This is a genomic window from Bradyrhizobium sp. WSM4874 (assembly GCF_055811835.1).
Map to the genome: position 1 here is coordinate 166,908 of NZ_JBVVPR010000006.1, position 21,803 is coordinate 188,710.

The 21,803-nt window shown below is 65.0% G+C and carries 24 protein-coding genes and 1 riboswitch; of the genes, 12 read left to right on the forward strand and 12 right to left on the reverse strand.

The features are described 5' to 3' along the window. Positions 1-20: 20 nt before the first annotated feature. On the forward strand, positions 21-515 hold the full coding sequence (locus tag AC0L3P_RS08875; protein ID WP_473301630.1) for a DUF3455 domain-containing protein: 495 nt from the start codon (positions 21-23) through the stop codon (positions 513-515). Between the two features lie 4 nt (positions 516-519). Here the strand turns inward: AC0L3P_RS08875 and AC0L3P_RS08880 are convergent, their stop codons facing one another. Together AC0L3P_RS08880 and alaS are read right to left on the reverse strand one after the other, a co-directional pair. Further along, positions 520-1,746, reverse strand: a complete 1,227-nt coding sequence (locus tag AC0L3P_RS08880; protein WP_275170052.1) for a cyclic nucleotide-gated ion channel — start codon at positions 1,744-1,746, stop codon at positions 520-522. Between the two features lie 4 nt (positions 1,747-1,750). Then, positions 1,751-4,444 carry an alanine--tRNA ligase gene (alaS, locus tag AC0L3P_RS08885; protein WP_473301631.1) on the reverse strand — a complete coding sequence of 898 codons (2,694 nt, stop codon included), beginning with the start codon at positions 4,442-4,444 and terminating at the stop codon, positions 1,751-1,753. Between the two features lie 222 nt (positions 4,445-4,666). Next, positions 4,667-4,756, forward strand: a riboswitch (glycine riboswitch). Between the two features lie 144 nt (positions 4,757-4,900). Here alaS and gcvT point away from each other — a divergent pair. From gcvT to gcvP, 3 genes are all read left to right on the forward strand, one after another. After that, a complete protein-coding gene (gene gcvT / locus AC0L3P_RS08890; RefSeq protein ID WP_473301632.1) occupies positions 4,901-6,049 on the forward strand; it encodes a glycine cleavage system aminomethyltransferase GcvT in 1,149 nt (382 codons plus the stop codon). 11 nt (positions 6,050-6,060) lie between these two features. Further along, complete coding sequence (gene gcvH, locus AC0L3P_RS08895) at positions 6,061-6,429, forward strand: glycine cleavage system protein GcvH (protein ID WP_473301633.1); 369 nt, start codon at positions 6,061-6,063, stop codon at positions 6,427-6,429. Between the two features lie 256 nt (positions 6,430-6,685). Then, a complete protein-coding gene (gcvP, locus tag AC0L3P_RS08900; RefSeq protein WP_473301673.1) occupies positions 6,686-9,550 on the forward strand; it encodes an aminomethyl-transferring glycine dehydrogenase in 2,865 nt (954 codons plus the stop codon). A gap of 191 nt (positions 9,551-9,741) precedes the next feature. On the opposite strand, the gene recA is transcribed toward gcvP, so the two are convergent. After that, complete coding sequence (gene recA / locus AC0L3P_RS08905) at positions 9,742-10,830, reverse strand: recombinase RecA (RefSeq protein WP_026233157.1); 1,089 nt, start codon at positions 10,828-10,830, stop codon at positions 9,742-9,744. A 250-nt stretch (positions 10,831-11,080) separates the two neighbouring features. Between recA and AC0L3P_RS08910 the strand changes: the two genes are divergently transcribed. Further along, positions 11,081-11,248 (forward strand): hypothetical protein, encoded by a 168-nt coding sequence (locus AC0L3P_RS08910; RefSeq protein ID WP_354208471.1) that lies wholly within the window; start codon positions 11,081-11,083, stop codon positions 11,246-11,248. A 702-nt stretch (positions 11,249-11,950) separates the two neighbouring features. On the opposite strand, the gene AC0L3P_RS08915 is transcribed toward AC0L3P_RS08910, so the two are convergent. Next, positions 11,951-12,208, reverse strand: coding sequence for a DUF2798 domain-containing protein (locus AC0L3P_RS08915; protein WP_354058206.1), 258 nt, complete (start codon positions 12,206-12,208; stop codon positions 11,951-11,953). Between the two features lie 268 nt (positions 12,209-12,476). Between AC0L3P_RS08915 and AC0L3P_RS08920 the strand changes: the two genes are divergently transcribed. Further along, complete coding sequence (locus tag AC0L3P_RS08920) at positions 12,477-12,683, forward strand: hypothetical protein (RefSeq protein ID WP_473301676.1); 207 nt, start codon at positions 12,477-12,479, stop codon at positions 12,681-12,683. A 186-nt stretch (positions 12,684-12,869) separates the two neighbouring features. Then, a complete protein-coding gene (locus AC0L3P_RS08925) occupies positions 12,870-13,103 on the forward strand; it encodes a DUF6894 family protein (protein ID WP_354208470.1) in 234 nt (77 codons plus the stop codon). 8 nt (positions 13,104-13,111) lie between these two features. On the opposite strand, the gene AC0L3P_RS08930 is transcribed toward AC0L3P_RS08925, so the two are convergent. Together AC0L3P_RS08930 and AC0L3P_RS08935 are read right to left on the reverse strand one after the other, a co-directional pair. Beyond that, entirely contained in the window at positions 13,112-13,366 is a 255-nt protein-coding gene (locus tag AC0L3P_RS08930; RefSeq protein WP_354208469.1) for a hypothetical protein, read from the reverse strand. A gap of 104 nt (positions 13,367-13,470) precedes the next feature. Beyond that, on the reverse strand, positions 13,471-13,782 hold the full coding sequence (locus AC0L3P_RS08935) for a hypothetical protein (RefSeq protein WP_473301634.1): 312 nt from the start codon (positions 13,780-13,782) through the stop codon (positions 13,471-13,473). A 361-nt stretch (positions 13,783-14,143) separates the two neighbouring features. Here AC0L3P_RS08935 and AC0L3P_RS08940 point away from each other — a divergent pair, with 361 nt between their 5' ends. Then, the gene (locus tag AC0L3P_RS08940) at positions 14,144-14,608 is read left to right on the forward strand and encodes a PaaI family thioesterase (RefSeq protein ID WP_007612196.1); all 465 of its coding nucleotides are present in this window, start codon (positions 14,144-14,146) and stop codon (positions 14,606-14,608) included. Positions 14,609-14,720: 112 nt separating this feature from the next. Here AC0L3P_RS08940 and AC0L3P_RS08945 read toward each other — a convergent pair whose 3' ends face one another. After that, positions 14,721-15,014 (reverse strand): HdeA/HdeB family chaperone, encoded by a 294-nt coding sequence (locus AC0L3P_RS08945; RefSeq protein ID WP_354058200.1) that lies wholly within the window; start codon positions 15,012-15,014, stop codon positions 14,721-14,723. A gap of 180 nt (positions 15,015-15,194) precedes the next feature. Here AC0L3P_RS08945 and AC0L3P_RS08950 point away from each other — a divergent pair, with 180 nt between their 5' ends. Beyond that, entirely contained in the window at positions 15,195-15,437 is a 243-nt protein-coding gene (locus AC0L3P_RS08950) for a PilZ domain-containing protein (protein WP_354058198.1), read from the forward strand. 46 nt (positions 15,438-15,483) lie between these two features. Here the strand turns inward: AC0L3P_RS08950 and AC0L3P_RS08955 are convergent, their stop codons facing one another. Both AC0L3P_RS08955 and AC0L3P_RS08960 read right to left on the reverse strand, forming a co-directional pair. Next, positions 15,484-17,532: a pyrroloquinoline quinone-dependent dehydrogenase gene (locus AC0L3P_RS08955; RefSeq protein WP_473301635.1), complete on the reverse strand. Its 2,049-nt coding sequence runs from the start codon at positions 17,530-17,532 to the stop codon at positions 15,484-15,486. Beyond that, positions 17,533-17,766, reverse strand: a complete 234-nt coding sequence (locus AC0L3P_RS08960; RefSeq protein WP_007602200.1) for a hypothetical protein — start codon at positions 17,764-17,766, stop codon at positions 17,533-17,535. A 215-nt stretch (positions 17,767-17,981) separates the two neighbouring features. Between AC0L3P_RS08960 and AC0L3P_RS08965 the strand changes: the two genes are divergently transcribed. Both AC0L3P_RS08965 and AC0L3P_RS08970 read left to right on the forward strand, forming a co-directional pair. Further along, positions 17,982-18,386 (forward strand): hypothetical protein, encoded by a 405-nt coding sequence (locus AC0L3P_RS08965; protein WP_275170040.1) that lies wholly within the window; start codon positions 17,982-17,984, stop codon positions 18,384-18,386. A 110-nt stretch (positions 18,387-18,496) separates the two neighbouring features. Further along, positions 18,497-18,826 (forward strand): hypothetical protein, encoded by a 330-nt coding sequence (locus tag AC0L3P_RS08970; protein ID WP_275170039.1) that lies wholly within the window; start codon positions 18,497-18,499, stop codon positions 18,824-18,826. A 57-nt stretch (positions 18,827-18,883) separates the two neighbouring features. On the opposite strand, the gene AC0L3P_RS08975 is transcribed toward AC0L3P_RS08970, so the two are convergent. Continuing rightward, positions 18,884-19,351 (reverse strand): DUF6691 family protein, encoded by a 468-nt coding sequence (locus AC0L3P_RS08975; RefSeq protein WP_473301636.1) that lies wholly within the window; start codon positions 19,349-19,351, stop codon positions 18,884-18,886. A 5-nt stretch (positions 19,352-19,356) separates the two neighbouring features. Continuing rightward, the gene (locus tag AC0L3P_RS08980) at positions 19,357-19,785 is read right to left on the reverse strand and encodes a YeeE/YedE family protein (protein ID WP_275170037.1); all 429 of its coding nucleotides are present in this window, start codon (positions 19,783-19,785) and stop codon (positions 19,357-19,359) included. A gap of 170 nt (positions 19,786-19,955) precedes the next feature. On the opposite strand from AC0L3P_RS08980, the gene AC0L3P_RS08985 reads away from it, so the two are divergent. After that, positions 19,956-21,119 carry a GNAT family N-acetyltransferase gene (locus AC0L3P_RS08985; RefSeq protein ID WP_473301637.1) on the forward strand — a complete coding sequence of 388 codons (1,164 nt, stop codon included), beginning with the start codon at positions 19,956-19,958 and terminating at the stop codon, positions 21,117-21,119. Positions 21,120-21,126: 7 nt separating this feature from the next. On the opposite strand, the gene AC0L3P_RS08990 is transcribed toward AC0L3P_RS08985, so the two are convergent. Then, entirely contained in the window at positions 21,127-21,792 is a 666-nt protein-coding gene (locus AC0L3P_RS08990) for a DsbA family oxidoreductase (protein ID WP_275170035.1), read from the reverse strand. Positions 21,793-21,803 lie beyond the last annotated feature (11 nt).

Genomic DNA, 21,803 nt, shown 5'->3' on the forward strand with positions numbered 1-21,803 from the left:
CTTTGCGCGGAGATGCGACCATGTCGATCAAGCTAGCCGTCCCCTGCCTGTTGCTGCTCGCTGGACCGGCTGTGGCCGCCGACCCGCTCCCCGACGCAATCGCGGCCCCCGGCGAGAGCATCGTGCTCAGCGTCCACGCCGAGGGCGCGCAGGTCTATGAGTGCAAGGCCGGCACCGACGGCAAGCTCGCCTGGACGTTCCGCGAGCCGATCGCGACGCTGCTGTCCGAGGGCAAGACGATCGGCCGGCACTATGCCGGGCCGAACTGGGAGCATGCCGACGGCAGCGCCGTCGCCGCCAAGGCCGCCGGCAATGCGCCGGGTACCACCGCGGCCGATATTCCCTGGCTGAAGCTGGAAGTGACCGCCCACCGCGGCAGCGGCGTCCTCGCACCCGTTACGACGGTTCAGCGCATCAACACCCATGGCGGCAAGCTCGAGGGTTCTTGCGACAAGGCCGGCGATTTCAAGAGCGCGCCCTATTCGGCCGACTACGTCTTCCTGAAGAAGGGCTGAGCCCTCAGCGGTCGGTGCCTTCGCGCTCCGCCTGCGCCAGCTCCGCCACCGCAAGGTCACCGCTGCCCTCCAGCCGCGCCTTCGCGGTCTTGTGGACGTGCGCGGCGAGCGTCGGCATGCGTTCGATCAGGGCGTGAAAGTCCTGGGCGTCGAGCACCAGCAGCCGGGTCTTGCGCGTTGCCGTCACCGTCCCGCTGCGTTTGGTTTTGTGCAGCAGCGCGATCTCCCCGAAGAAGGTGCCATCCGCGAGCCGCACCTGCTGGTTCGGCAGCGCGATCTCGACCTCGCCGGCGGTGATGAAATACATCGACGAAGCCGCATCGCCCCGCCGCACCAGGATCTCGCCCTGCTCGATCGTGCGCGCCCGAAGCAGCCGCATGATGTCGGCGATCTCGGATGCGCTGAGATGCGAGAACAGCGGCACCCGCGCCAGCATGCCCCAGGTCACGACAAAGTCGCGCCGCTTCACCTCTTCCGCAAAGGCCGTCGATATGATCGCGACCGGCAGCGCGATCATGGCAAATCCGCTGATGATCGTGAAGACGGAAATGAACTTGCCGAGCGCCGTCACCGGCACGACGTCGCCGTAGCCGACGGTGCCGAGCGTCACGATCGCCCACCACATCGCCTGCGGAATGGTGCCGAGCTTGTCGGGCTGCACGTCGCGCTCGATGGCGTAGAGCAGCGAGGCAAACGTCAGAACCGCGCCGATCAGGATGACGATGCAGCCAATCAGCGCCCGTCGCTCGGCATGGACGGCGGCGAGCAGCGAACGCATCGCCGGCGAATAGCGCACCAGCTTGAAGAACGGCAGCACGCCGAGCGCCGCCAGCGTCGCATGGCGGCCAGTAGCGAGCACGACCGCAGCCGGCAGGAACGCGAGGAGATCGATGATGCCGAGTGCGGAGAAGACATAACTGAGCCGGTCGGACAGCGCGGACGCCGGGCGCTGGGTATGGCCCGCCACCGTCCACAGCCGCGCGGCATATTCCAGCGCAAACACGATCACGGCGAGGATGGAGATGCCTGCGAACAGCGCACCGAATTGCGCGTCCAGCTCCGGCACCGAGGCAAGGATCATCGCGGCGACGTCGAGCACGATGACGCCAATGATCAGCTGGATGAAGCGCGACCCGACCGAGTAGGCCAGCGGATCGTGCTCCAGCAATTCGTAGAGGCGATCCCTCAGATTGGGATCGGTTGAGCCACGTCCTCGCGGAACGGGGCGCACCTGCTTACGCGCCGGCCGATTTTTGTTCGGTCATGGCTTTTTCGATCGCCGTGAGCGCTGCGGCCGCATTCGCGCCATCGGGGCCGCCGGCCTGAGCCATGTCGGGCCGCCCGCCGCCGCCCTTGCCGCCGAGCGCTTCGGAGGCGACCTTCACCAGATTGACCGCATTGAAGCGCGAGGTGAGGTCAGCGGTGACGCCGACCACGACGCCGGCCTTGCCATCCTCGGTGACGCCGACGATGGCGACGACGCCGGAGCCGATCTGCTTCTTGCCGTCGTCGGCAAGGCTCTTGAGATCCTTCATCTCGATGCCCTCGACCGCGCGCGCCATCAGCTTGACGTCGCCGACCTCGCGCACGCCGGAGGCCGCGCCGTTGCTCGAAGCTGCACCGCCGCCCATCGCCAGCTTCTTGCGGGCGTCGGAGAGTTCGCGCTCGAGCTTCTTGCGCTCTTCCATCAGCGCGGCAATGCGCGCCGGAACGTCGTCGATCGACGTGCGCAGCTCGTGCGCGGCGGTCTTCGCCAGCGCCATGGTGTCGTTGGCGTGTTTTCGCGCGTAGTTGCCGGTCAGCGCTTCGATGCGGCGCACGCCGGAGGCGACCGCGCTCTCGCCCGTCAGCGTGATCAGCCCGATGTCGCCGGTGCGCCTGACATGGGTGCCGCCGCACAGTTCGACCGACCAGCCGAGTGCGTTGGCGCCGCGCTCGCGCGCGGTGCGGCCCATCGAGACGACGCGAACCTCATCGCCGTATTTCTCGCCGAACAGCGCGCGTGCGCCGGCCTCACGGGCCTCGTCCACGCCCATGACGCGGGTCGAGACTTCGTCATTCTCCAGCACCACGTCGTTGGCGATGTCCTCGACGCGCGCAAGCTCCTCTGCCGTGATCGGCTTCGGATGCACGAAGTCGAAACGTAAACGGTCCGGCGCGACCATCGAGCCGCGCTGGGCAATGTGGTCGCCGAGCACCTGGCGCAGCGCCTCGTGGATGAGATGCGTGGCCGAGTGATGCGCGCGGATCGAAAAGCGCCTGCCGTGATCCACTTCGAGCTGCAGCGCGGTGCCGAGCTTCAGCTCGCCGCTCTCGACCGTGCCGACGTGAACGAAGAAATCGCCGAGCTTTTTCTGCGTGTCGGTGACGCGGAATTTGATGCCGCCCTCGCCGGTCAATACGCCGGTGTCGCCGACCTGCCCGCCGGACTCCGCGTAGAACGGCGTCTGGTTCAGCACGATCGCGCCGGTGTCGCCGGCCTTGAGGCTCGCGGCGTCCTTGCCGTCCTTGACCAGCGCGGTCACCACGCCTTCGGCGCTCTCGGTCTCATAACCCAGGAATTCGGTCGCGCCGAGCTTCTCACGCAGCGGGAACCAGATCGCCTCGGAAGCAGCTTCGCCAGACCCCTTCCAGGACTCGCGTGCCTTGGCCTTCTGACGCTCCATCGCGTCGGTGAACGAGGCCTGATCGACGCTGATGCCGCGCGACTTCAGCGCGTCCTGCGTCAGGTCGAGCGGAAAGCCGTAAGTGTCGTACAGCGTGAAGGCGACGTCGCCGTCGAACATGTCGCCCTTCTTTAAGGACGCGCTCTTCTCGTCGAGAATGGCGAGGCCGCGTGTCAGCGTCTTGCGGAAGCGGGTCTCTTCCAGGCGCAGCGTTTCCTCGATCAAATTTTCCGCGCGCATCAAATCCGGATAGGCCTGGCCCATCTCGCGCACCAGCGCCCAGACCAGCCGATGCATCAGCGGTTCTTTCGCACCTAACAACTGCGCATGGCGCATCGCGCGGCGCATGATCCGGCGCAGCACATAGCCGCGGCCCTCGTTCGAGGGCAGCACGCCGTCGGCGACGAGGAAGGCCGACGAACGCAGATGGTCGGCGATGACGCGGAACGAGGCCACGGTCTTCTCATCCGGTCCGCTGCCGAGCGCGGACGCCGTCGCATCGATCAAATGACGGAACAGGTCGGTCTCGAACACGCTGTCGACGCCCTGCATGATGCAGGCCATGCGCTCCAGCCCCATGCCAGTGTCGATCGAGGGACGCGGCAGCGCCACGCGCTCCTCCTTCGTCACCTGCTCGTACTGCATGAAGACGAGATTCCAGAATTCGAGGAAGCGATCGCCATCCTCCTCCGGGGAGCCCGGCGGCCCGCCCCAGATGTGATCGCCGCGATCGATGAAGATCTCCGAGCACGGGCCGCACGGGCCGGTGTCGCCCATCGCCCAGAAATTGTCCGAGGTCGGGATGCGGATGATGCGATCCTCGGAGAAGCCCGCGATCTTCTTCCACAGTCCGGCCGCCTCATCGTCGGTGTGGTAGACCGTGACGAGTAGCTTGTCCTTCTTCAGACCGAATTCCTTCGTGATCAGCGTCCAGGCCAGCTCGATCGCGCGCTCCTTGAAATAGTCGCCGAACGAGAAGTTGCCGAGCATCTCGAAGAAGGTGAGATGGCGCGCGGTGTAGCCGACATTGTCGAGGTCGTTGTGCTTGCCGCCGGCGCGCACGCATTTCTGCGAGGTGGTGGCGCGCTGATAGGGCCGCTTCTCGACGCCGGTGAAGACGTTCTTGAACTGCACCATGCCGGCATTGGTGAACATCAACGTCGGATCGTTGCGCGGCACCAATGGCGAGGACGACACGATCTCGTGGCCGTTCTCGGCAAAGAAGTTCAGAAAGGTCGACCTGATCTCGTTGACGCCGCTCATGTTCATCCAATCGGGTGTGCTTGCACCCGCCTTCAAGCCATCCAAACCGCGAGTTTGGGCTGATATCTGCGGGTCAAAGCGCTTTTAGACAAGGCCAGCTTCGCTGTCCAGAAACTGTGCAGACAGATCAAGGCGTTGCCGCAGTCGCGTAATCCGTTGGAAAGCCGCCGATGCCGCGTTGACAGGCTTGGCCGGCCTGTGGTCTTTACCCATCTGTATCGTACGGCCACGTCGGGAGAGACCGGCACTGGTAGCCGGCGCCGAAGGAGCAACCGCCCCGGAAACTCTCAGGCAAAAGGACCGCGTGGCTTTGACAGCATCTGGAAAGAGGCGCCGACGGGCTTAAGTCCCGGACAGCGTCCGCCGACGGGATAATACTCTCAGGCACAGCGACAGATGGGGCTTCGACTGGTGTCCACGGGAAATCCTTCCCGGGGAACCGCCGAGGGCCCCCCGATGCTTGCGCGTGACGACAAAGAATCCCTGAAACGCACCCCCCTTTACGACCTGCATGTCTCGCTCGGCGGCAAGATGGTGCCGTTCGCGGGCTATGACATGCCCGTGCAATATCCGGCCGGAGTCCTGAAGGAGCACCTTCATACCCGCAATGCGGCCGGCCTGTTCGACGTCTCCCACATGGGCCAGCTCGCACTCAGGCCGAAGTCGGGCAAGGTCGAGGACGCCGCCTGCGCGCTGGAACGGCTGGTGCCGCAGGATATTTTGGCGATTGCGCCGGGCCGGCAGCGCTACGCCCAGTTCACCGATGCCGGGGGTGGGATTCTGGACGATCTGATGGTCGCCAATTTCGGCGATCACCTCTTCCTGGTCGTCAACGCCGCCTGCAAGGCCGAGGACGAGGCGCATCTGCGTGCGAATCTCTCGGACACCTGCGTCATCGATTCGCTGGCCGACCGCGCGCTGATCGCGCTGCAAGGGCCGAAGGCGGAATCCGCGCTGGCGAAATTATGTGCAGAGGCGCCCGCCATGAAGTTCATGGATTCCGACCCGCACAAGGTCGCCGGCCTCGACTGCTTCGTCTCGCGCTCCGGCTATACCGGCGAAGACGGCTTCGAGATTTCGGTTCCTGCAGGCGATGCCGAATGGCTCGCCAGGGCCCTGCTGGACAATCCCGACGTCATGCCGATCGGGCTCGGCGCCCGTGACAGCCTGCGGCTCGAAGGCGGGCTTTGTCTTTACGGCCACGACATCGATACCGCGACCACGCCGGTCGAGGCCGCACTGGAATGGTCGGTGCAGAAGAGCCGCCGCACCGGCGGCGCACGCGCCGGCGGCTTCCCGGGCGCGGCAAAGATTCTGGCCCATTTCGATCACGGCGCATCCCGCCGCCGTGTCGGCCTGCGCACCGAGGGCCGCGCGCCGGTGCGCGAGGGCGCGCTGCTGTTTGCGGACGCGACCTCCGGCGAGCCGATCGGAAAGGTCACCTCGGGCGGTTTCGGCCCGAGCCTGAATGCGCCGGTCGCGATGGGCTACGTGCCCACCGCATCGAGCGCGATCGACACAAAGCTCTTCGCCGAGGTGCGCGGCCAACGCCTGGCCGTGCAAATCGCCGCCATGCCCTTCGTGAAAAACACCTACAAACGCTGAGGACTAAGAAAATGACCACGACGCTCTACTCCTCTGACCACGAATGGCTCGCGATCGACGGCGATGTCGCGACCGTCGGCATCACCGACTACGCGCAGTCGCAGCTCGGCGACGTCGTGTTCGTCGAATTGCCCAAGCTCGGCCGCACGCTGAAGAAGGCGGAAGCCGCCGCCGTCGTGGAATCGGTCAAGGCCGCATCGGACGTCTACGCGCCCGTGACGGGCGAAGTGCTCGAGACTAACGCTGCGCTCGCCGCCGAGCCCGCGCTGGTGAACTCGGCTGCGCAAGGCGCGGCCTGGTTCTTCAAGATCAAGATTGCCGACAAGAGCGAGCTCGGCGGCCTCATGGACGAGGCGGCGTACAAGGCCCACACGGCGTGAGGAGGCGAGCCATCTCCACACACTCACCTGTCATGCCCCGCGAAGGCGCAGGGCTACCGCATGAGAGTGTACGCGATGTTTCCACAACGTCATGGCCGGGCTTGTCCCGGCCATCCACGGCCTTCGCGCGGCACCAAGAACGTGGATGCCCGGGACAAGCCCGGGCATGACGAGTTTGTGGCACGGACGTGCCATGCGATTACCCCCGCGCCTGCGGGGCACGACGACGACAGATGACCTGAAGCGAGGACCCATGATGACCGCGCACCGCAAATCCAACGGCGACACCACCAGCTTCGTTCGCCGCCACATCGGCCCCTCGGCACGCGACGTCACCGCGATGCTCGAGGCGGTCGGCGCGAACAGCGTCGATGCGCTGATGGCGCAGACGCTGCCGGCCTCGATCCGGCAGGCCGCCCCGCTCGATCTCGGCAAGCCGCTCAGCGAAACCGAGGCGATCGCGCATATGGGCGAGCTCGCCGCCCAGAACGAGGTCTTCACCTCCCTGATTGGCCAAGGCTATTCCGGCACGATCTTGCCTGCGGTGATCCAGCGCAACATCTTGGAGAACCCGGCCTGGTACACAGCCTACACGCCCTACCAGCCCGAGATCAGCCAGGGCCGGCTCGAGGCGCTGCTCAACTTCCAGACCATGATCTGCGATCTCACCGGGCTCGACGTCGCCAACGCCTCGCTGCTCGACGAAGCCACCGCGGCGGCGGAAGCGATGGCGCTCGCGGAGCGGCACTCGAAAGTTGAAGCAAAAGCCTTCTTCGTCGACAAGGACGTGCATCCGCAGACGCTCGCGGTGATGCGCACCCGCGCGGAGCCCCTGGGCTGGACCCTGGTCGTCGGCGATCCCCTCACCGATCTCGACAAGACGGACGTGCTTGGCGCGCTGCTGCAATATCCGGGCAGTTCAGGCGCTGTGCGCGACCTCAGGCCTGCGATCGCCAGCCTGAAGGCCAAGGGCGCGCTCGCGATCATCGCCGCCGATCTCCTCGCCCTGACACTGCTCGCCTCGCCCGGCGAGCTCGGCGCCGACATCGCGATCGGCTCTGCCCAGCGCTTCGGCGTGCCGATGGGTTATGGCGGGCCGCACGCGGCCTACATGGCGGTGCGCGATGCGCTGAAGCGTTCGCTGCCCGGCCGCATCGTCGGCCTCTCCGTGGATTCGCGCGGGATGCCTGCCTATCGCCTCGCGCTGCAGACCCGCGAGCAGCACATCCGCCGCGAGAAGGCGACCTCCAACATCTGCACCGCGCAGGTGCTGCTCGCGGTGATCGCCTCGATGTATGCGGTCTATCACGGCCCCGAAGGCTTGACGCAGATCGCGCGCAATGTGCATCGCCGCACGGCCGTGCTGGCTGCAGGCCTGCGCAAGCTCGGCTTTGCGCTGCAGTCCGACAGCTTCTTCGACACACTAAGCGTGGACGCCGGCGCGAAGCGTGCCGAGATCGTCGCGCGCGCGGCCGCCGAGAAGATCAATCTCGGTATTGGTGAGAGCGCTCTGCGCATCGCGCTCGACGAGACCACCACGCCTGCGACGGTGGAAGCGGTATGGCGCGCCTTCGGCGGCCAGCTCGCGTATGCCGAGATCGACGCGACCACGCGCGAGGCGCTGCCGGAAGCGCTGAAGCGCGCGACCTCCTTCCTCACCCACCCGGTCTTCCATGCGCATCGCTCGGAGACCGAGATGCTGCGCTATATGCGCAAGCTCAGCGATCGCGACCTCGCGCTCGACCGCGCGATGATTCCGCTCGGCTCGTGCACCATGAAGCTGAACGCGACCACCGAGATGATGCCGCTGACCTGGCCGGAATTCGGCAGCCTGCACCCGTTCGCCCCGCGCGAGCAGGCGAAGGGTTACTACGCGCTGTTCGCGCGGCTGGAAAAATGGCTGTGCGACATCACCGGCTATGACGCGATCTCGCTGCAGCCGAATTCGGGCGCGCAAGGCGAATATGCCGGGCTGCTCGCGATCCGCGGCTATCACGCGGCGCGTGGCGAGACGCATCGCAAGATCTGCCTGATCCCCTCCTCCGCCCACGGCACCAATCCGGCCTCGGCCGCGATGGTCGGCATGGACGTGGTGGTGGTCGCCTGCGAGAAGAACGGCGACGTCGACGTTAACGATCTCCGCGCCAAGGCCGAGAAGCATTCGAACGACCTCGCCGCTGTCATGATCACCTATCCCTCGACCCATGGCGTGTTCGAGGAGCATATCCGCGAGATCTGCGACATCGTGCATGGCCATGGCGGCCAGGTCTATCTCGACGGCGCCAACCTCAATGCGCAGGTCGGCCTTAGCAGGCCCGGCGATTACGGCGCCGATGTCAGCCATCTCAACCTGCACAAGACCTTCTGCATCCCGCATGGCGGCGGCGGCCCGGGCATGGGCCCGATTGGCGTCAAGGCGCATCTCGCCCCGTTCCTGCCGGGGCATCCAGCGGCGAACGGGGATGTGCCGGTCGGCCCAGTCTCGGCAGCGCCGTTCGGCTCAGCCTCGATCCTGACCATCTCCTACATCTACATCCTGATGATGGGCGGCGAAGGCCTCAAGCGCGCCACCGAGATCGCGATCCTCAACGCCAACTACGTCGCGGCACGGCTCGATGCGCACTTCCCGGTGCTCTACAAGAACGAGAAAGGCCGCGTCGCGCATGAGTGCATCGTCGATCCCCGCGCGCTGAAGACGACCTCAGGCGTCACCGTCGACGACATCGCAAAGCGCCTGATCGACTACGGCTTCCATGCGCCGACCATGAGCTTCCCGGTGCCGGGCACGCTGATGATCGAGCCGACCGAATCGGAATCCAAGGCGGAGCTCGATCGTTTCTGCGATGCCATGATCGCGATCCGGAAGGAAATCGCCGAGGTCGAGGCCGGCCGCTTCAAGATCGAGGCGTCGCCCTTGCGCCACGCCCCGCACACCGTGCACGACATCGCGGACGACGATTGGAAGCGCGCCTACACCCGCGCCGAAGGCTGCTTCCCCGCGGGCACCTCGCGCACCGACAAATACTGGAGCCCGGTCGGCCGCGTCGACAACGTCTATGGCGACCGCAATCTGGTGTGCTCGTGCCCGCCGGTGAGCGATTACGCGGAAGCGGCGGAGTAGGAATAGGGCGCGACCAATGAGCGGCTCTCGCGATCCCATCGCCACAGCCGCTCGTTTGTCAGTTCAGCTTCTTAGGATGGGTAGAGCGAAGTGAAACCCATCACCCCACACAAAACGAAACAGGCGCCGAAGACGTCGGCAACTCAACGTCCTCAGCGCCCGCTCCTCGCGAAAAACTTTACTGTTGAAGTTTACTCGTCCGCCGGCTCCTCGCCGTCGGCATCACGCTCGGGGCTGCCGGCGAGAATCTGCTCGGCGATCAGGCCGGAGTTCTGGCGGATCGAGGTTTCGATCTTGGCGGTAATGTCGGGGTTGGCCTTCAGGAACGCTTTCGAATTCTCGCGACCCTGGCCAAGGCGCTGGCTGTCATAGGAGAACCAGGCGCCGGATTTTTCGACGATGCCGGCCTTGACGCCGAGATCGAGGATCTCGCCCATCTTGGAAACGCCCTCGCCGTACATGATGTCGAACTCGACCTGCTTGAAGGGCGGCGCCAGCTTGTTCTTGACGACCTTGACGCGGGTGGTGTTGCCGACCACTTCGTCGCGCTCCTTGATCGCGCCGATGCGGCGGATGTCGAGGCGGACGGAGGCATAGAACTTCAGCGCGTTGCCGCCGGTGGTGGTTTCCGGCGAGCCGTACATCACACCGATCTTCATGCGGATCTGGTTGATGAAGATCACCATGGTATTGGACTTGTTGATGGAGGCCGTCAGCTTGCGCAGCGCCTGGCTCATCAGCCGAGCCTGCAGACCCGGCAGCGCATCGCCCATCTCGCCCTCGAGTTCGGCCTTCGGCACCAGCGCCGCAACCGAATCGATCACCAGCACGTCGACCGCGCCGGAGCGCACCAGCGTGTCGCAGATTTCCAGCGCCTGCTCGCCGGTGTCCGGCTGCGAGATCAGGAGTTCGTCGATGTTGACGCCCAGCTTGCGCGCATAGACCGGGTCGAGCGCGTGCTCGGCGTCGATGAAGGCGCAGATGCCGCCCTTCTTCTGCCCTTCCGCCACCGTGTGCAGCGCCAGCGTGGTTTTGCCCGAGGATTCCGGCCCGTAGATCTCCACGACGCGCCCCTTCGGCAGGCCGCCGATCCCGAGCGCGATATCGAGCCCGAGCGAACCCGAGGAGACCGCCTCGACATCCATCGAACGGTCGTTCTTGCCGAGCTTCATCACCGAGCCCTTGCCGAACTGCCGCTCGATCTGGGAAAGCGCGGCGGCCAGAGCTTTACTCTTGTCCATGGAAGATCCTTCGACGATACGCAGGGCAGTGGTGGACATTGGGTCGTGCTCCTTATGGCGAGGATTCGCTAGAGGGACAAACGGCTGGCGAGGCGGCGCGGCGATAAAATCAATGTACCCTATTTGTTCTAGGTTCGCAATATGTTCTTTTGCGGATTTTGGTGCTGCCTGACGCGCATCAAAGACGGATGATCCGCGCGCCGTCAGAATTCCGTAATCCTGCGGCACCGAACCTTTCGCGGCCTGCGGTCTTCTCTTGGATGGGACCGCAACTCTGGGGACCTTAGTCATGACGAACAACACGCATCACGATACGAACCGGCGCAATCCGCTGCTGGAGGCGGCGCGGGAAGAGATGATCAAGTTCGAGCGCAAGGAAAACGAGTTCCGCAAGAAAGATCGCCAGGAGCGTGCCGCCGAGCTCCATTTGCCGCTGGACGCGATCAAGGTTCATTAGGCAACCACGACGAGGGCTTTAGGGGCTGACCGAGGCCGCCTGCCGGCTCGGGCAGGTGGTGGCGGGTTCGCCAGCGGCAACGCGCCGGTGACGATGCCGAAGCGTCCGCCCGCTGATCTCAAGGAATCGGTACGGGAATCGGGATTCGCATGGCCTGTGGAGGCGGGTCCGAGCTCGTATGGTATCCCAATACTACCAGTAAATCGTTGATTGGACGATGGAATTTGTAGGCGGGCTACTGTGCATGGGGTTGTTTTCGCGTTTTTGAAAGGCGCGCATGGGCCTTTCGACCCCGAGCCGTGTCCCGGCACCCAACACCGCCTACAGCAGAACCAGCAACCCGATGCCGATCACCAGCACTACGAAGCCAGCCGCCGTCGCGGCGGCGAATGACCGCTCTACGTTGTCCATGATGCCACCCCGTTGCCGGCACGCCACGTTTCCCCCATGGCAGCACCGTCGCTGCGGAATCTCGCCTGCGGTTGTGTCCTGAGTTGTGCGAACGGATGTCGAAATTGGGACCGGTGCAGGACCAGTGTGCGGCCCCGAGCTCTGGGCCTTCGCTGCCGCCGTCGCCTTGTCAGGCTGTCGTAAGCTGAGCCGGCTATGGTCCCCCGGCTATGGTGTTGCAGCCCAGCACCTCAGCCTCCAATAACCTTTTCCCCGCTTGGCTCTCCAAGCGGGGTTTTTTCATGCCGGTTTTCATGCCGGCCGGCCGGTTTGCGAACCGCCCTCCTCCTGCGTCAGCCGCAGCGAGAAGGCGCGGATTGCAGGCGCCGCCAGCAGCACGATCGGCAGCATCGCCGCCCATGCGATCAGCCACGACACCAGCCAATGCGCGAGGAACTCCAGCGCGTTCCCTGCGGGAAGGCTGGCGATGCCCGCGGCGACCAGCGAGGTCAGTCCGGACTGGATGATTCCGAACACGAAATGAGAATAGCGGCGGGGAATGCCCAGCATGATGCGCCCATGTTCCTTAGCCTCATCGGGCCAAGCAAGGCACATGCCGCCGCGCGCCGGACGACGCCGTTGCCCGGTCCAGGAACTCTGTTCATGGCCGGAGAACCACGGGAGAGGCCTCGCGCCGCCGCCGGGCGGCCGGCGCTTTTCGAATTTCGATTTCGTATGTTTCGGAGCGCGTGCGCTCGCGAGATAGCCGTGAGCGATCCGGGGCTTACCGACAGATTTAGCTTCCCCTGGAATATTATGCCGCCCAGCATTGTTTGCAGTGATGGAAGTGAATCGTGGGAGAGGCCATGAATCACAGGGGCGTCGAGTTCACCGTCGCCAAGACGGCACTTGGCAGTGGCAGTTCCGGATCGGCGAGCAGATCAAGACCGGCAGGACCGAGACCAAGATCGATCTCTTGGCGATCCGGCGGGTGCAGCTCCGCATCGATCGGGAGCTGAAGGCGATCGGGCGCGAAACCGCCTGAACGGCCGGACCGAGATCGTCGGCGGGATGGCGCCCCTGCGCGCTGCAGCCGCCATGACAGCAGGGCGCGCGGCGTCCATGGGGGCTATTCCGTAGCCGCCCGGAATTGATCTGCCGATGGTTTGGGATTGGACTGCCGCGATTATGGCCGTGGGGACTGAGCCATCAGGCGCGATCGGTGCGAACCATGCCGCTCTACTTTTTTCGAATCCGGAACGGCAGCTATTCCGGCTGTGCCGACCAGGCGTCGGAATTTGCAAATCGCGATTTGGCCTGGAAGGAGATGACCAGCGTCTGCGCCGACATGGCCGCCGGCATCGCCCGCAAGCTCCAGGAAAATTCCGAATGGCACATGGAGCTGCTGGACGAGGCTAAGGAGCCCGTGTTCCGGATCCGCATCACATCCGAAACCTTCGAATAGGGGCCGGCCTAATCCGCGCTGGGCAGGCGCCGCATCGTGAATTCGATGTCGCCGCCGGGCAGCTCGCGCCAAGTCTCGACCGCGCTCATATAGCCGGCCTTGGGGTAGCGGGCGAAGAAAGCCTGCGCCCTCTCCCGCGCCGCCGCGCGCGGCAGCGTGAAGGTCTCGCGCAGATAGCCGTCGCCGGCCGTCGCGCCGGGCTTGCCGCCCATCTTGCGCCGGCGCGCCATCCGCTCGGCGAGATCCCGCGGACGATCGGCCATGTTCTGCCCTCCTCGACGCAATACGCTCCCGCGCAATGTAGGAAGCAGGCCGATCAAAGAGGAGTCCCGGCCGGAGGCATCAGCGGCCTCCGACGAGGAGAAGGTCAATTGGCAGTCGTGCCGGATTTCTTCTTCGGCGCACCAGTTGCGGCCGACGCCTTTGGCGCCGTCGGCTGTTTCGGCGGGTCGGAGCGCATGCCGCCCCAGGGATCGTTGGAGGCCTTGGAGTCCGGAATCTTCTTCAGCGTTTCCTTGTAGGCCTTCTCACGCTCGGCTTCCGCGGCCTTCTCCTCTGGAGTCTTGCTCGGACCGTCCTGCAGCAAGTTGATATTGGGCATTTGCGCATAGGCCGGTCCCGCCAGCACGGTCGGTCCGGCCAGGACAGCCAGCACCGCGGCCATACGGAAAAGCTTCATCATTGACTCCTTGATTATCCATGGCGGCGCGGATCGTCCGCGCCTTGTCACCCCTGTCATTACCGCAAGGGCCGCTCGACCCGCTAGAGCCGGTCCGATCTGCACGATTTCGGCGCGTGGAGCCAGTCGTCCCAGATCGGGCCGCACCTGGTGCACCCGTTCAGCAACAGGCCGAGCCCGGCCAGACAAAACACGAGGACATACCGACGCAACATCACCCACCCATACCCGCTCCATGGCATCATACCGGGCGAAGTCAGGCATTTTCAAGCCGACGGGACCCGCGGCAGACCGGGTGACTTTGCCGCGCCGGTCTGCTCGCAATGCCGAACATCCGGCAATACAGGAGGGAACGACAGCAATGCCATCGCAGCCAGAAGCCGAGTTCGGCATCACGGAAGCCCGACGCATCCTCGGCGAGGTCTTTGCGCCCTGGGTCCAGGATCTCAACCTCTCGGTCGAGCGCATCGAGCACCTGCCGCCGCCGGACGTGCCGGACTGGCAGCCCGCAGCGCTCCTGCGCATGCCGTTCTCGGAACGGCTGTGCCGCAACGGCGGCGTGGTCTGCGGCCAGGCGCTGATGGCGCTCGCCGACACCGCGATGGTGATCGCGAACCTCGCCGCCAACCGCGGCTATCGTCCGATGACGACGGTCGACCAGACCACGCATTTCATGCGCGCCGTCTCCTCGTCGGACGTGCTGGCCGACGCCCGCGTGGTGCGGCTCGGACGCACCATGAGCTTTGGCCGGGTCACGCTGCTCTCGGCCACCGACAACAAGCCGGTGGCGATGGTGTCCAGCGCGTTCGCGATGCTGCCCGGGTGAGCATCATCCGAAAACAAAAAAGCCGCGGGAGCGCAAAGCGCACCGCGGCTCTCGATGGCGTCATGTCGAGGAAACGCGATGGCGATCGCGCTTCGCACGGCCACGCGGGAAATTACTTGCCGAGCACTTCGTCGGCCGCGGTGACGATGCTGACGTTCGGATTTTTTCCGCAATAGCTGCCGAACTTCTTGGCGTTCTCTACGAACACGTCGGTGTCGAAGATCGCGTTGTCCTCGTCGCCCTTGTACCAGCCGTCCATCCAGGTCAGCACCATCTTGATGGTGTCGTCGCCACTATCGAGGAACTGCTTGCAGCTCATGGTCGCGAGATCGAGCTTGGTGGCGTGGGCGGGCATGGACGACAGCGAGAGCGCTGCGGCGAACAGAAGCGAAAACGTGGTCTTCATCAATATCTCCATCGGCGCGTAGCGCCACAAAAAGAAGGGCTCGGGGAAAGTCGGCGGACTGACCTCCGCTTCGACGTCGTAAACGAAGTCTGAAGCGCTATGCAAGTAGCGCCAGTATTGAGTTTAGTTCAACGTAATTTCTATGCACTACTTCACAAACATCATTATGGATTAACGCGGATGATCGAGAAGCGTGCGGCGCAGCGTTACCGTGTTTTCAAGGGTGGAAAGATCACCTTTGAGAATTGCGGCATCACATGCACGGTGCGAAACATGTCGGCGAACGGTGCCGCAATCGACCTCGACGCCCTCGTCACATTACCGCAATCGTTCACGCTCGCGATCGCGCGCGACAATTTCGTGCGGAAATGCCGCACCGTCTGGCGCACCGAGCGGCGCATCGGCCTCGCTTTCGTACAGTAGTGCATATGATGTGAATGATCGTTCGCATCGCGCGCGCGATGCCGTGTTATGTTCGCGCGATACGACGTCGGCGACGCCAGCGCAGGCTTGCGATCACAAGCGAGACGATCGCGAGCGCGATCATTGAAGATGCCGCAAAAAATCGTCCACCGGGGCGATCGATGGTACGCGACCACAGCGACGGCGCTTCGCCCGGCCGTGCGAGGCGAAACGCAACGACACTGTCGCCAATCGAGGTGCCTGCCTCGGAGTGGCCGCCGGCGCCGATGGCGACATACTGCTCGCCCTTCCAGAAATAGGTCATGGGATTGGCGACTCCGGGCACCGGCAGCCGGCCTTGCCACAGCTCCCTTCCGCTTCGTGCATCGAAGGCGCGCAAATAGGCGTCCATGGCTCCGGTGAAGACGAGACCGCCTGCCGTGACCGCGAGCCCGTTGACGAGCGGCGCACCCCACGGCAGCGGCACGCCGAGCGGGGCGAGATCCTCGGTGGTGCCCACTGTCGAACGCCAGAGGATCTTGCCGGCCTTCAGATCGACCGCGACCATCTCGCCCCAGGGCGGTTTGTTGCAAAGAAAACCAAGCGGCGATGTTGCCACCGCACGCGACATCGCAAACGGCGCACCATTCTGCTGGCCGAAATCATGACCGGGCGGAGGATCGAATCCGGCCGCCTCCGCCCGCGGAATCAGCTTGATGAGATGAACGGCCCGGCTGGTGTTGGCATAGAGAACCTGGTTGACGGGATCGAAGGCTGCGCTGCCCCAGTTGACGCCGCCGCCGGTGAAGGGAAACTCCAGCGTGCCTTGCGTTGAGGGTGGCGTGTACAGGCCCTCGTTACGTGCCTCCGCGAACTGCGTCTCGCAAGCTGAGCGGCGCAGGCCAGGAACAAGCGAGAGCGCATCCTCAGTCGAGATTTTTTGGGAAACCAGCGGCGGCACATGCGTCGGGAATGGCTGCGTGGGCGACAGCCGTTCACCTTCCGCTGCCGCCTGCGGAACGCTGCGCTCCTCGACCGGCCACACCGGCTTGCCGGTATCGCGATCGAGCACGAAGACAAAGCCCTGCTTGGTCGGCTGGATCACGACATCGCGCTGACCTTCGCCGGTGTCGATGCGCGTGAGCGTCGGTTGCGCCGGCAGATCGTAATCCCAGACGTCGTGGTGCACGGTCTGGAATGCCCATACGAGTTCTCCGGTCTCGATGCGCAGCGCGACCACCGAATTGGCATGTTCGTTGTTGCCCGGCCGCTTGCCGCCCCAGAAATCCGGCGACGGCGAGGACGTCGGCAGGAACACCAACCCGCGCGCGGCGTCGACCGACATCGGCGCCCAGACGTTGGCGTGACCGGCTTCGATGCCGTCGCGCTTGAGCGGCTCGAAGGTCCAGCGCGGCTGACCGCTGCGCGCATCGAACGCGCGCACCACACCGCTCGGCGCGTCGACGCGGCGGTTGTCGCCGATCGCGGAGCCGACCACGACGACCCCGCGGCCGATCGCCGGCGGCGAGGTGATCTGGAATTCGCCGGGCCATTCCAGCTTCATGCCGACGTCGGGCCTGACCTCACCGCTCTCGCCGAAGCCGGCACAGGGCATTCCCGTCTTCGCATCGAGCGCGATCAGGCGAACATCGTTCGTGCCCATGAAGATGCGCGATCGACATGCGGCATCTACAGGCGCCTCATCGTCGATCCAGTAGGTGACACCACGGCAGACGTAGCGGTTGGCGGGACGCTGGTTGATCGCGATCTTGGGATCGTAGCGCCATTTCTGCGCGCCCGTGCCGGGATCGAGCGCGATCACCTCGTTGAAAGGCGAGCAGAAGACCAGGCTGTTCTCGACGAACAACGGCGTCGCCTGGAATTTGGTTCGCCGCATCACCCCGGGCGGCCGCGCCGCGAGATCACCCGTGTGGAATTCGAAGGCCCGAACCAGGTTGCCGACATTGTCGGGCGTGATCTCCCGCAATGACGAGAACCGCGAGCCTCCGGGATCGCCACCCCAGCTCTCCCAGGCGAGGCCTGGCCGCGACGAAAACAACAGGAGCGTGATGAGAGCGGTCAAATAGCAGGAGCGGGTCGCCAACGCCCGCCTCACCTATTTCGGCTTCTTGGCAGGTTCAGGCGGACGCGCCCCGCTCCACGGATCGTACTTCTCCTTGGACTCGGGAATGCGCTCGAGTGCGGCCTTGTAGGCCTTCTCGTCGACCTTGGGCTTGTTGTCCGCCTTCTGGCCGCCCTCGTTAGGCTGACGCCTGCCGCCGCCCATCTGCGCCTGCGCGGAGGCAACCGCCAGCGCCAGCACGGCGGCCGCTATGACCAAAATCCTCATGGGCGCAATCCCCCTCGTCTGGGGTACAAACTAGCCGGCAATGATGGAATAGCCAATGCCGCGAGCTCCAAGACTTCAGGAATCCTGACTTCAGGAAATCCTGGCTCCAAGAAATTCTGGCTCCAAGAAATTCTGGCTTCAGCAAATCTTGATCGGCCGGGTCTTCGTCGGATCGCATTCGTGCCTATGTTTTGGCCCGCAGGGGACCTTCACGGATGTTACGAATTATTGCTCATGCCGCGCTGCTGGCCAGCGCGCTCGCGCTCGGGGCCTGCGGTTTTGCCGACAGCCGCGCACCGGTGCCGGAGTTCATGCGCATGAAGGAGGCCGAGCAGCCGCCGCCCGAATCGCCTCCCGACGTCAAACGCGTCGTGCGCGAGCAGATCGAATTCGTCTTCCTCAGCACCTCCTATCCGCGTGAGGTGCATGTCGCCTCACCCCATCGCGAGGTGCGGGGACCGGGCTGGACAGCTTGCGTCCGCGCCCAGCTCACCTCGGCGACCGGCTCGCCGCTCGGGCCACAGACCTACATCGTGACCATATCAAGCGGAAAGGTGGTCGATCGCCGCCGCGCAGAAGCGGACGACATCTGCGGGTCTGAAAGCTACGAGCCGATCTAGGGAACGGATCAAGCCGACATCCGATCCGGTTCCGGGAAAAACGTGTAATTTTGCCGGAACGATCATGGCCTCCCCTTCTTGTTACCGCCGAGGGCAGTTTCGAGGAGGACATGATGAGGACATTCACGATTGCGTTGCTGACTGGCGTCGGAGCCTTGGCAGCGGTGAGCGGCGCGAAGGCCGCCGACGTCTATACGACCAGCGAATACACCAGCCCCGATCTCGTCCAGGAAGTGCGGCTGGTCTGCGACGATTCCGGCAATTGCTATCGCACCCGCGGCGGCTCGCGCGTGATCGTGCGCGACTCCTACGCGACCATGCCGCGTGATCGCTACTATGAGCGCCGCACCTATCGCGACTGGGACGATGGTCCGCGCGGCGGCGTCGGCATTCGCGCGCCCGGCGTCAGTGTTGGCGTCGGTGTCGGCGATCGCTGGTAATCGATGAAGCCATGACAGGCGGACCGGACGAGACAACTCGCCCGGTCCTGTTCCATGTCAGATCTCGAGCGGCTCTCCCGGCGTGACGCTACGCGTTGCCGACGGGAGTTGCGCGATGAAGCGGGCGACCACCATGCCGGCACACATCGCGGCAACGAAGATGAAGGCGGAGGCCGAGCCAAATCCGAGCGCGGTCAACGCCGGGCCTGGACAAAAGCCTACGAGGCCCCAGCCGATACCAAAGATGGCGGGACCGGCGATAATTCTCGGATCGATATCGTTTCGCGTTGGGACGTAGAAGCGGTCGGCGAAGACAGGTCGTGCGAGTTTCAAGACGCGGCTGAAGCCGATGAAGGTCACCGCGACCGCGCCGGCCATCACGAAAGCGAGGCTTGCGTCCCACGTTCCTGCCGGGATGCCGCCAACGTCCAGGAAATTCAGGACCTTTGCCGGGTTCGACATACCTGAGACGATGAGGCCGAGGCCAAAGACCAGACCGATCCCGAATTGAATGAGAAGTGTCATCGCGGTCAGCTCCAGTGCCGCATCACGAAGACGGTCGCCATGCCTGCCGCCATGAAGGTCATCGTCGCGATCAGCGATCGCACCGACAACCGCGACAAGCCACAGACGCCGTGGCCCGAGGTGCAGCCGCTGCCCCACACCGCGCCGAAGCCGGTGAGCAATCCCGCGACGATCAGAAGCGGCGTTCCGGCGGCGATCGTTTGCGCCGGCAGGCTTCCGGTGACAAGGCGCACCAGGACGGGCGCGACGATAAGGCCCGCGACGAAGGCGAGCCGGCCGGCGAATTGCCGATCCTCGTAAGGCGGAAACAGCCGCGCCGCGATACCGCTGACCCCGGCGATCCGTCCCGTCGTCCACATCAGCAGGACGGCGGACAGGCCAATCATCGCGCCGCCAAGGAGCGACGCAATCGGCGTAAAAGGTGTGGCGACCATGATGATCCTCCGGGTCGAGAGCATTCTGGCTTATCCATCGAGACATCCGGCCGGCTCGCGGCCGGATGCTCAACGAGACGTTAATATTACCACTCGAATTGAAGCGGTGTCCCAACGGTATTTTCCAATCTTTGCGCTAAGCATGGCCTCCTGAACGGGGACGACGGGACGTGGTCGATATCGCGCACCAAGCTGCGATCAACCCGGCATCGGCAGAGCATGCCGCGGCCTCGCGCGCGCGTGTTCCGCTTACGGCGATCGAACCCGGCCAGTGGCGCGCACTCGCGCAGCGCGCCATCGAGCCGAACGGATATTACTTGCCTGGCTGGGAGCTCGCCGTCAGTGCAACCGCGCGCGGCCGCACGGATGCCTCGGCGCTTCCCGCATACGATGGATCGCGGCTGATCGGGCTGATGCCGGTGATCTCGCTCTGGCGGGCATGGAAGATTCCCCTGCCCGCGCTGGTGAGCGCGCATCCCTACGGCACGCTGTGCAGCCCCCTGATCGACCGCGATGCCCCGATCGAGGCAGCGGCGCGCCTGTTGCAGCAGGCCCGCGCGGCCGGAGCGCATGCGCTCGTGCTGAAGGACGTCGCGCTCGAGGGGGCGGCAATGACCGCCGTCAACCAGGTTCTGAATCGCGACGGCTTGAAGCCGCGCCTCCTGAGCTCCTACAGCCGCGCCAGCCTCGACGCGACGCAGGACGGCGAGGCGCTGCTTCGCGACGCGCTCGGTACCAAAAAGGTGAAGGAGCTGCGCCGCCAGCGCCATCGCCTCGAGGAACACGGCGCCGTCGTGTTCGATGTCGCGCACAGCCCCGACGAGATCGGGCCGGCGCTCGAAACATTCTTGCGGCTCGAAGCCAGTGGCTGGAAAGGCAAGCGCGGCACCGCGCTGGTCCAGCATGCCGGCGATGCAACCTTCATCCGCCGCGCCGTTCCCGCGCTGGCAGGAACCGCGCAATGCGAGATCGTCACCCTTCGCGCCGGCGCGACGCCGGTGGCCGCCGGCATCGTGCTGCGGCATCAGGACCGCGCCTTCTTCTTCAAGCTCGGCATCGACGAGCGCTTTGCAAGATATTCGCCGGGCGTGCAGCTCACGCTCGAGCTCACCCGCCGCCTCTGCGCCGATCCCGCCATCGCCAGCGCGGATTCCACCGCGAGCGCCGATCACCCCATGATCAACCCGATCTGGCGCGGGCGCTTCGCCGTCGGCGACGTGCTGATACCGCTGCGGCGGAACGACCCCATCGTGGCGCTCGTGCACGGAGCGCTCGCGGCGCACGGCATCGCCTACGCGGCGGCGCGCCGCGCAGTTCGCCTGCTTCGCAAATAGATAGCTCCTACTCCGCCGCCTGGGCGTTGATCTCCGCTGAGACCTCGCGGATGGCGCGCGCGAGCATGTTGGGATCCTGCGCGCCTGAGACGGCGTATTTTTGCGCGAACACGTAGGTCGGCACGCCGGAGATGCCCTTCTCGGCGGCTTCCTGCGCGTCCGCCGATACCCGCGCGACGTCCTCGTCGGTGGCGAGGCGCCTGCGCACGTCGTCGGCATCGAGGCCGACATCGGCAGCCGCCTGCACCAGCACGTTCACATCAGTGAGGTCGCCGCCGTCGCGGAAGTAGAGCTCCATCAGGCGCTGCTTCATCTCGGGCGCCTTGCCGATCGCCTCGGCCCAGAGGATCAGGCGGTGGCAGTCGGTGGTGTTGGGCTGACGCGCGACAAGCTCGGGCCGGTAGACGAGCCCCTCCTCGCCCGCGGCCGCAACGACGCGCCCCGCAATACCCTTGTAGGCCTCGACCGAGCCGAACTTCTTGGTGAGATACTCTTCCCGGCTGATGCCCTCGGACGGCACCCAGGGATTGAGGAAGAAGGGACGGAAATTGAGCTTGACCGGAACGTCCGGCACCAGCGCCAGCGCGCTCTCGATCCGGTGCTTGCCAATATAGCACCAGGGGCATACCACGTCGGAAACGACGTCGATCTGGAGCGGCTTTAGGGTGCTCATGAGCGCCTCCT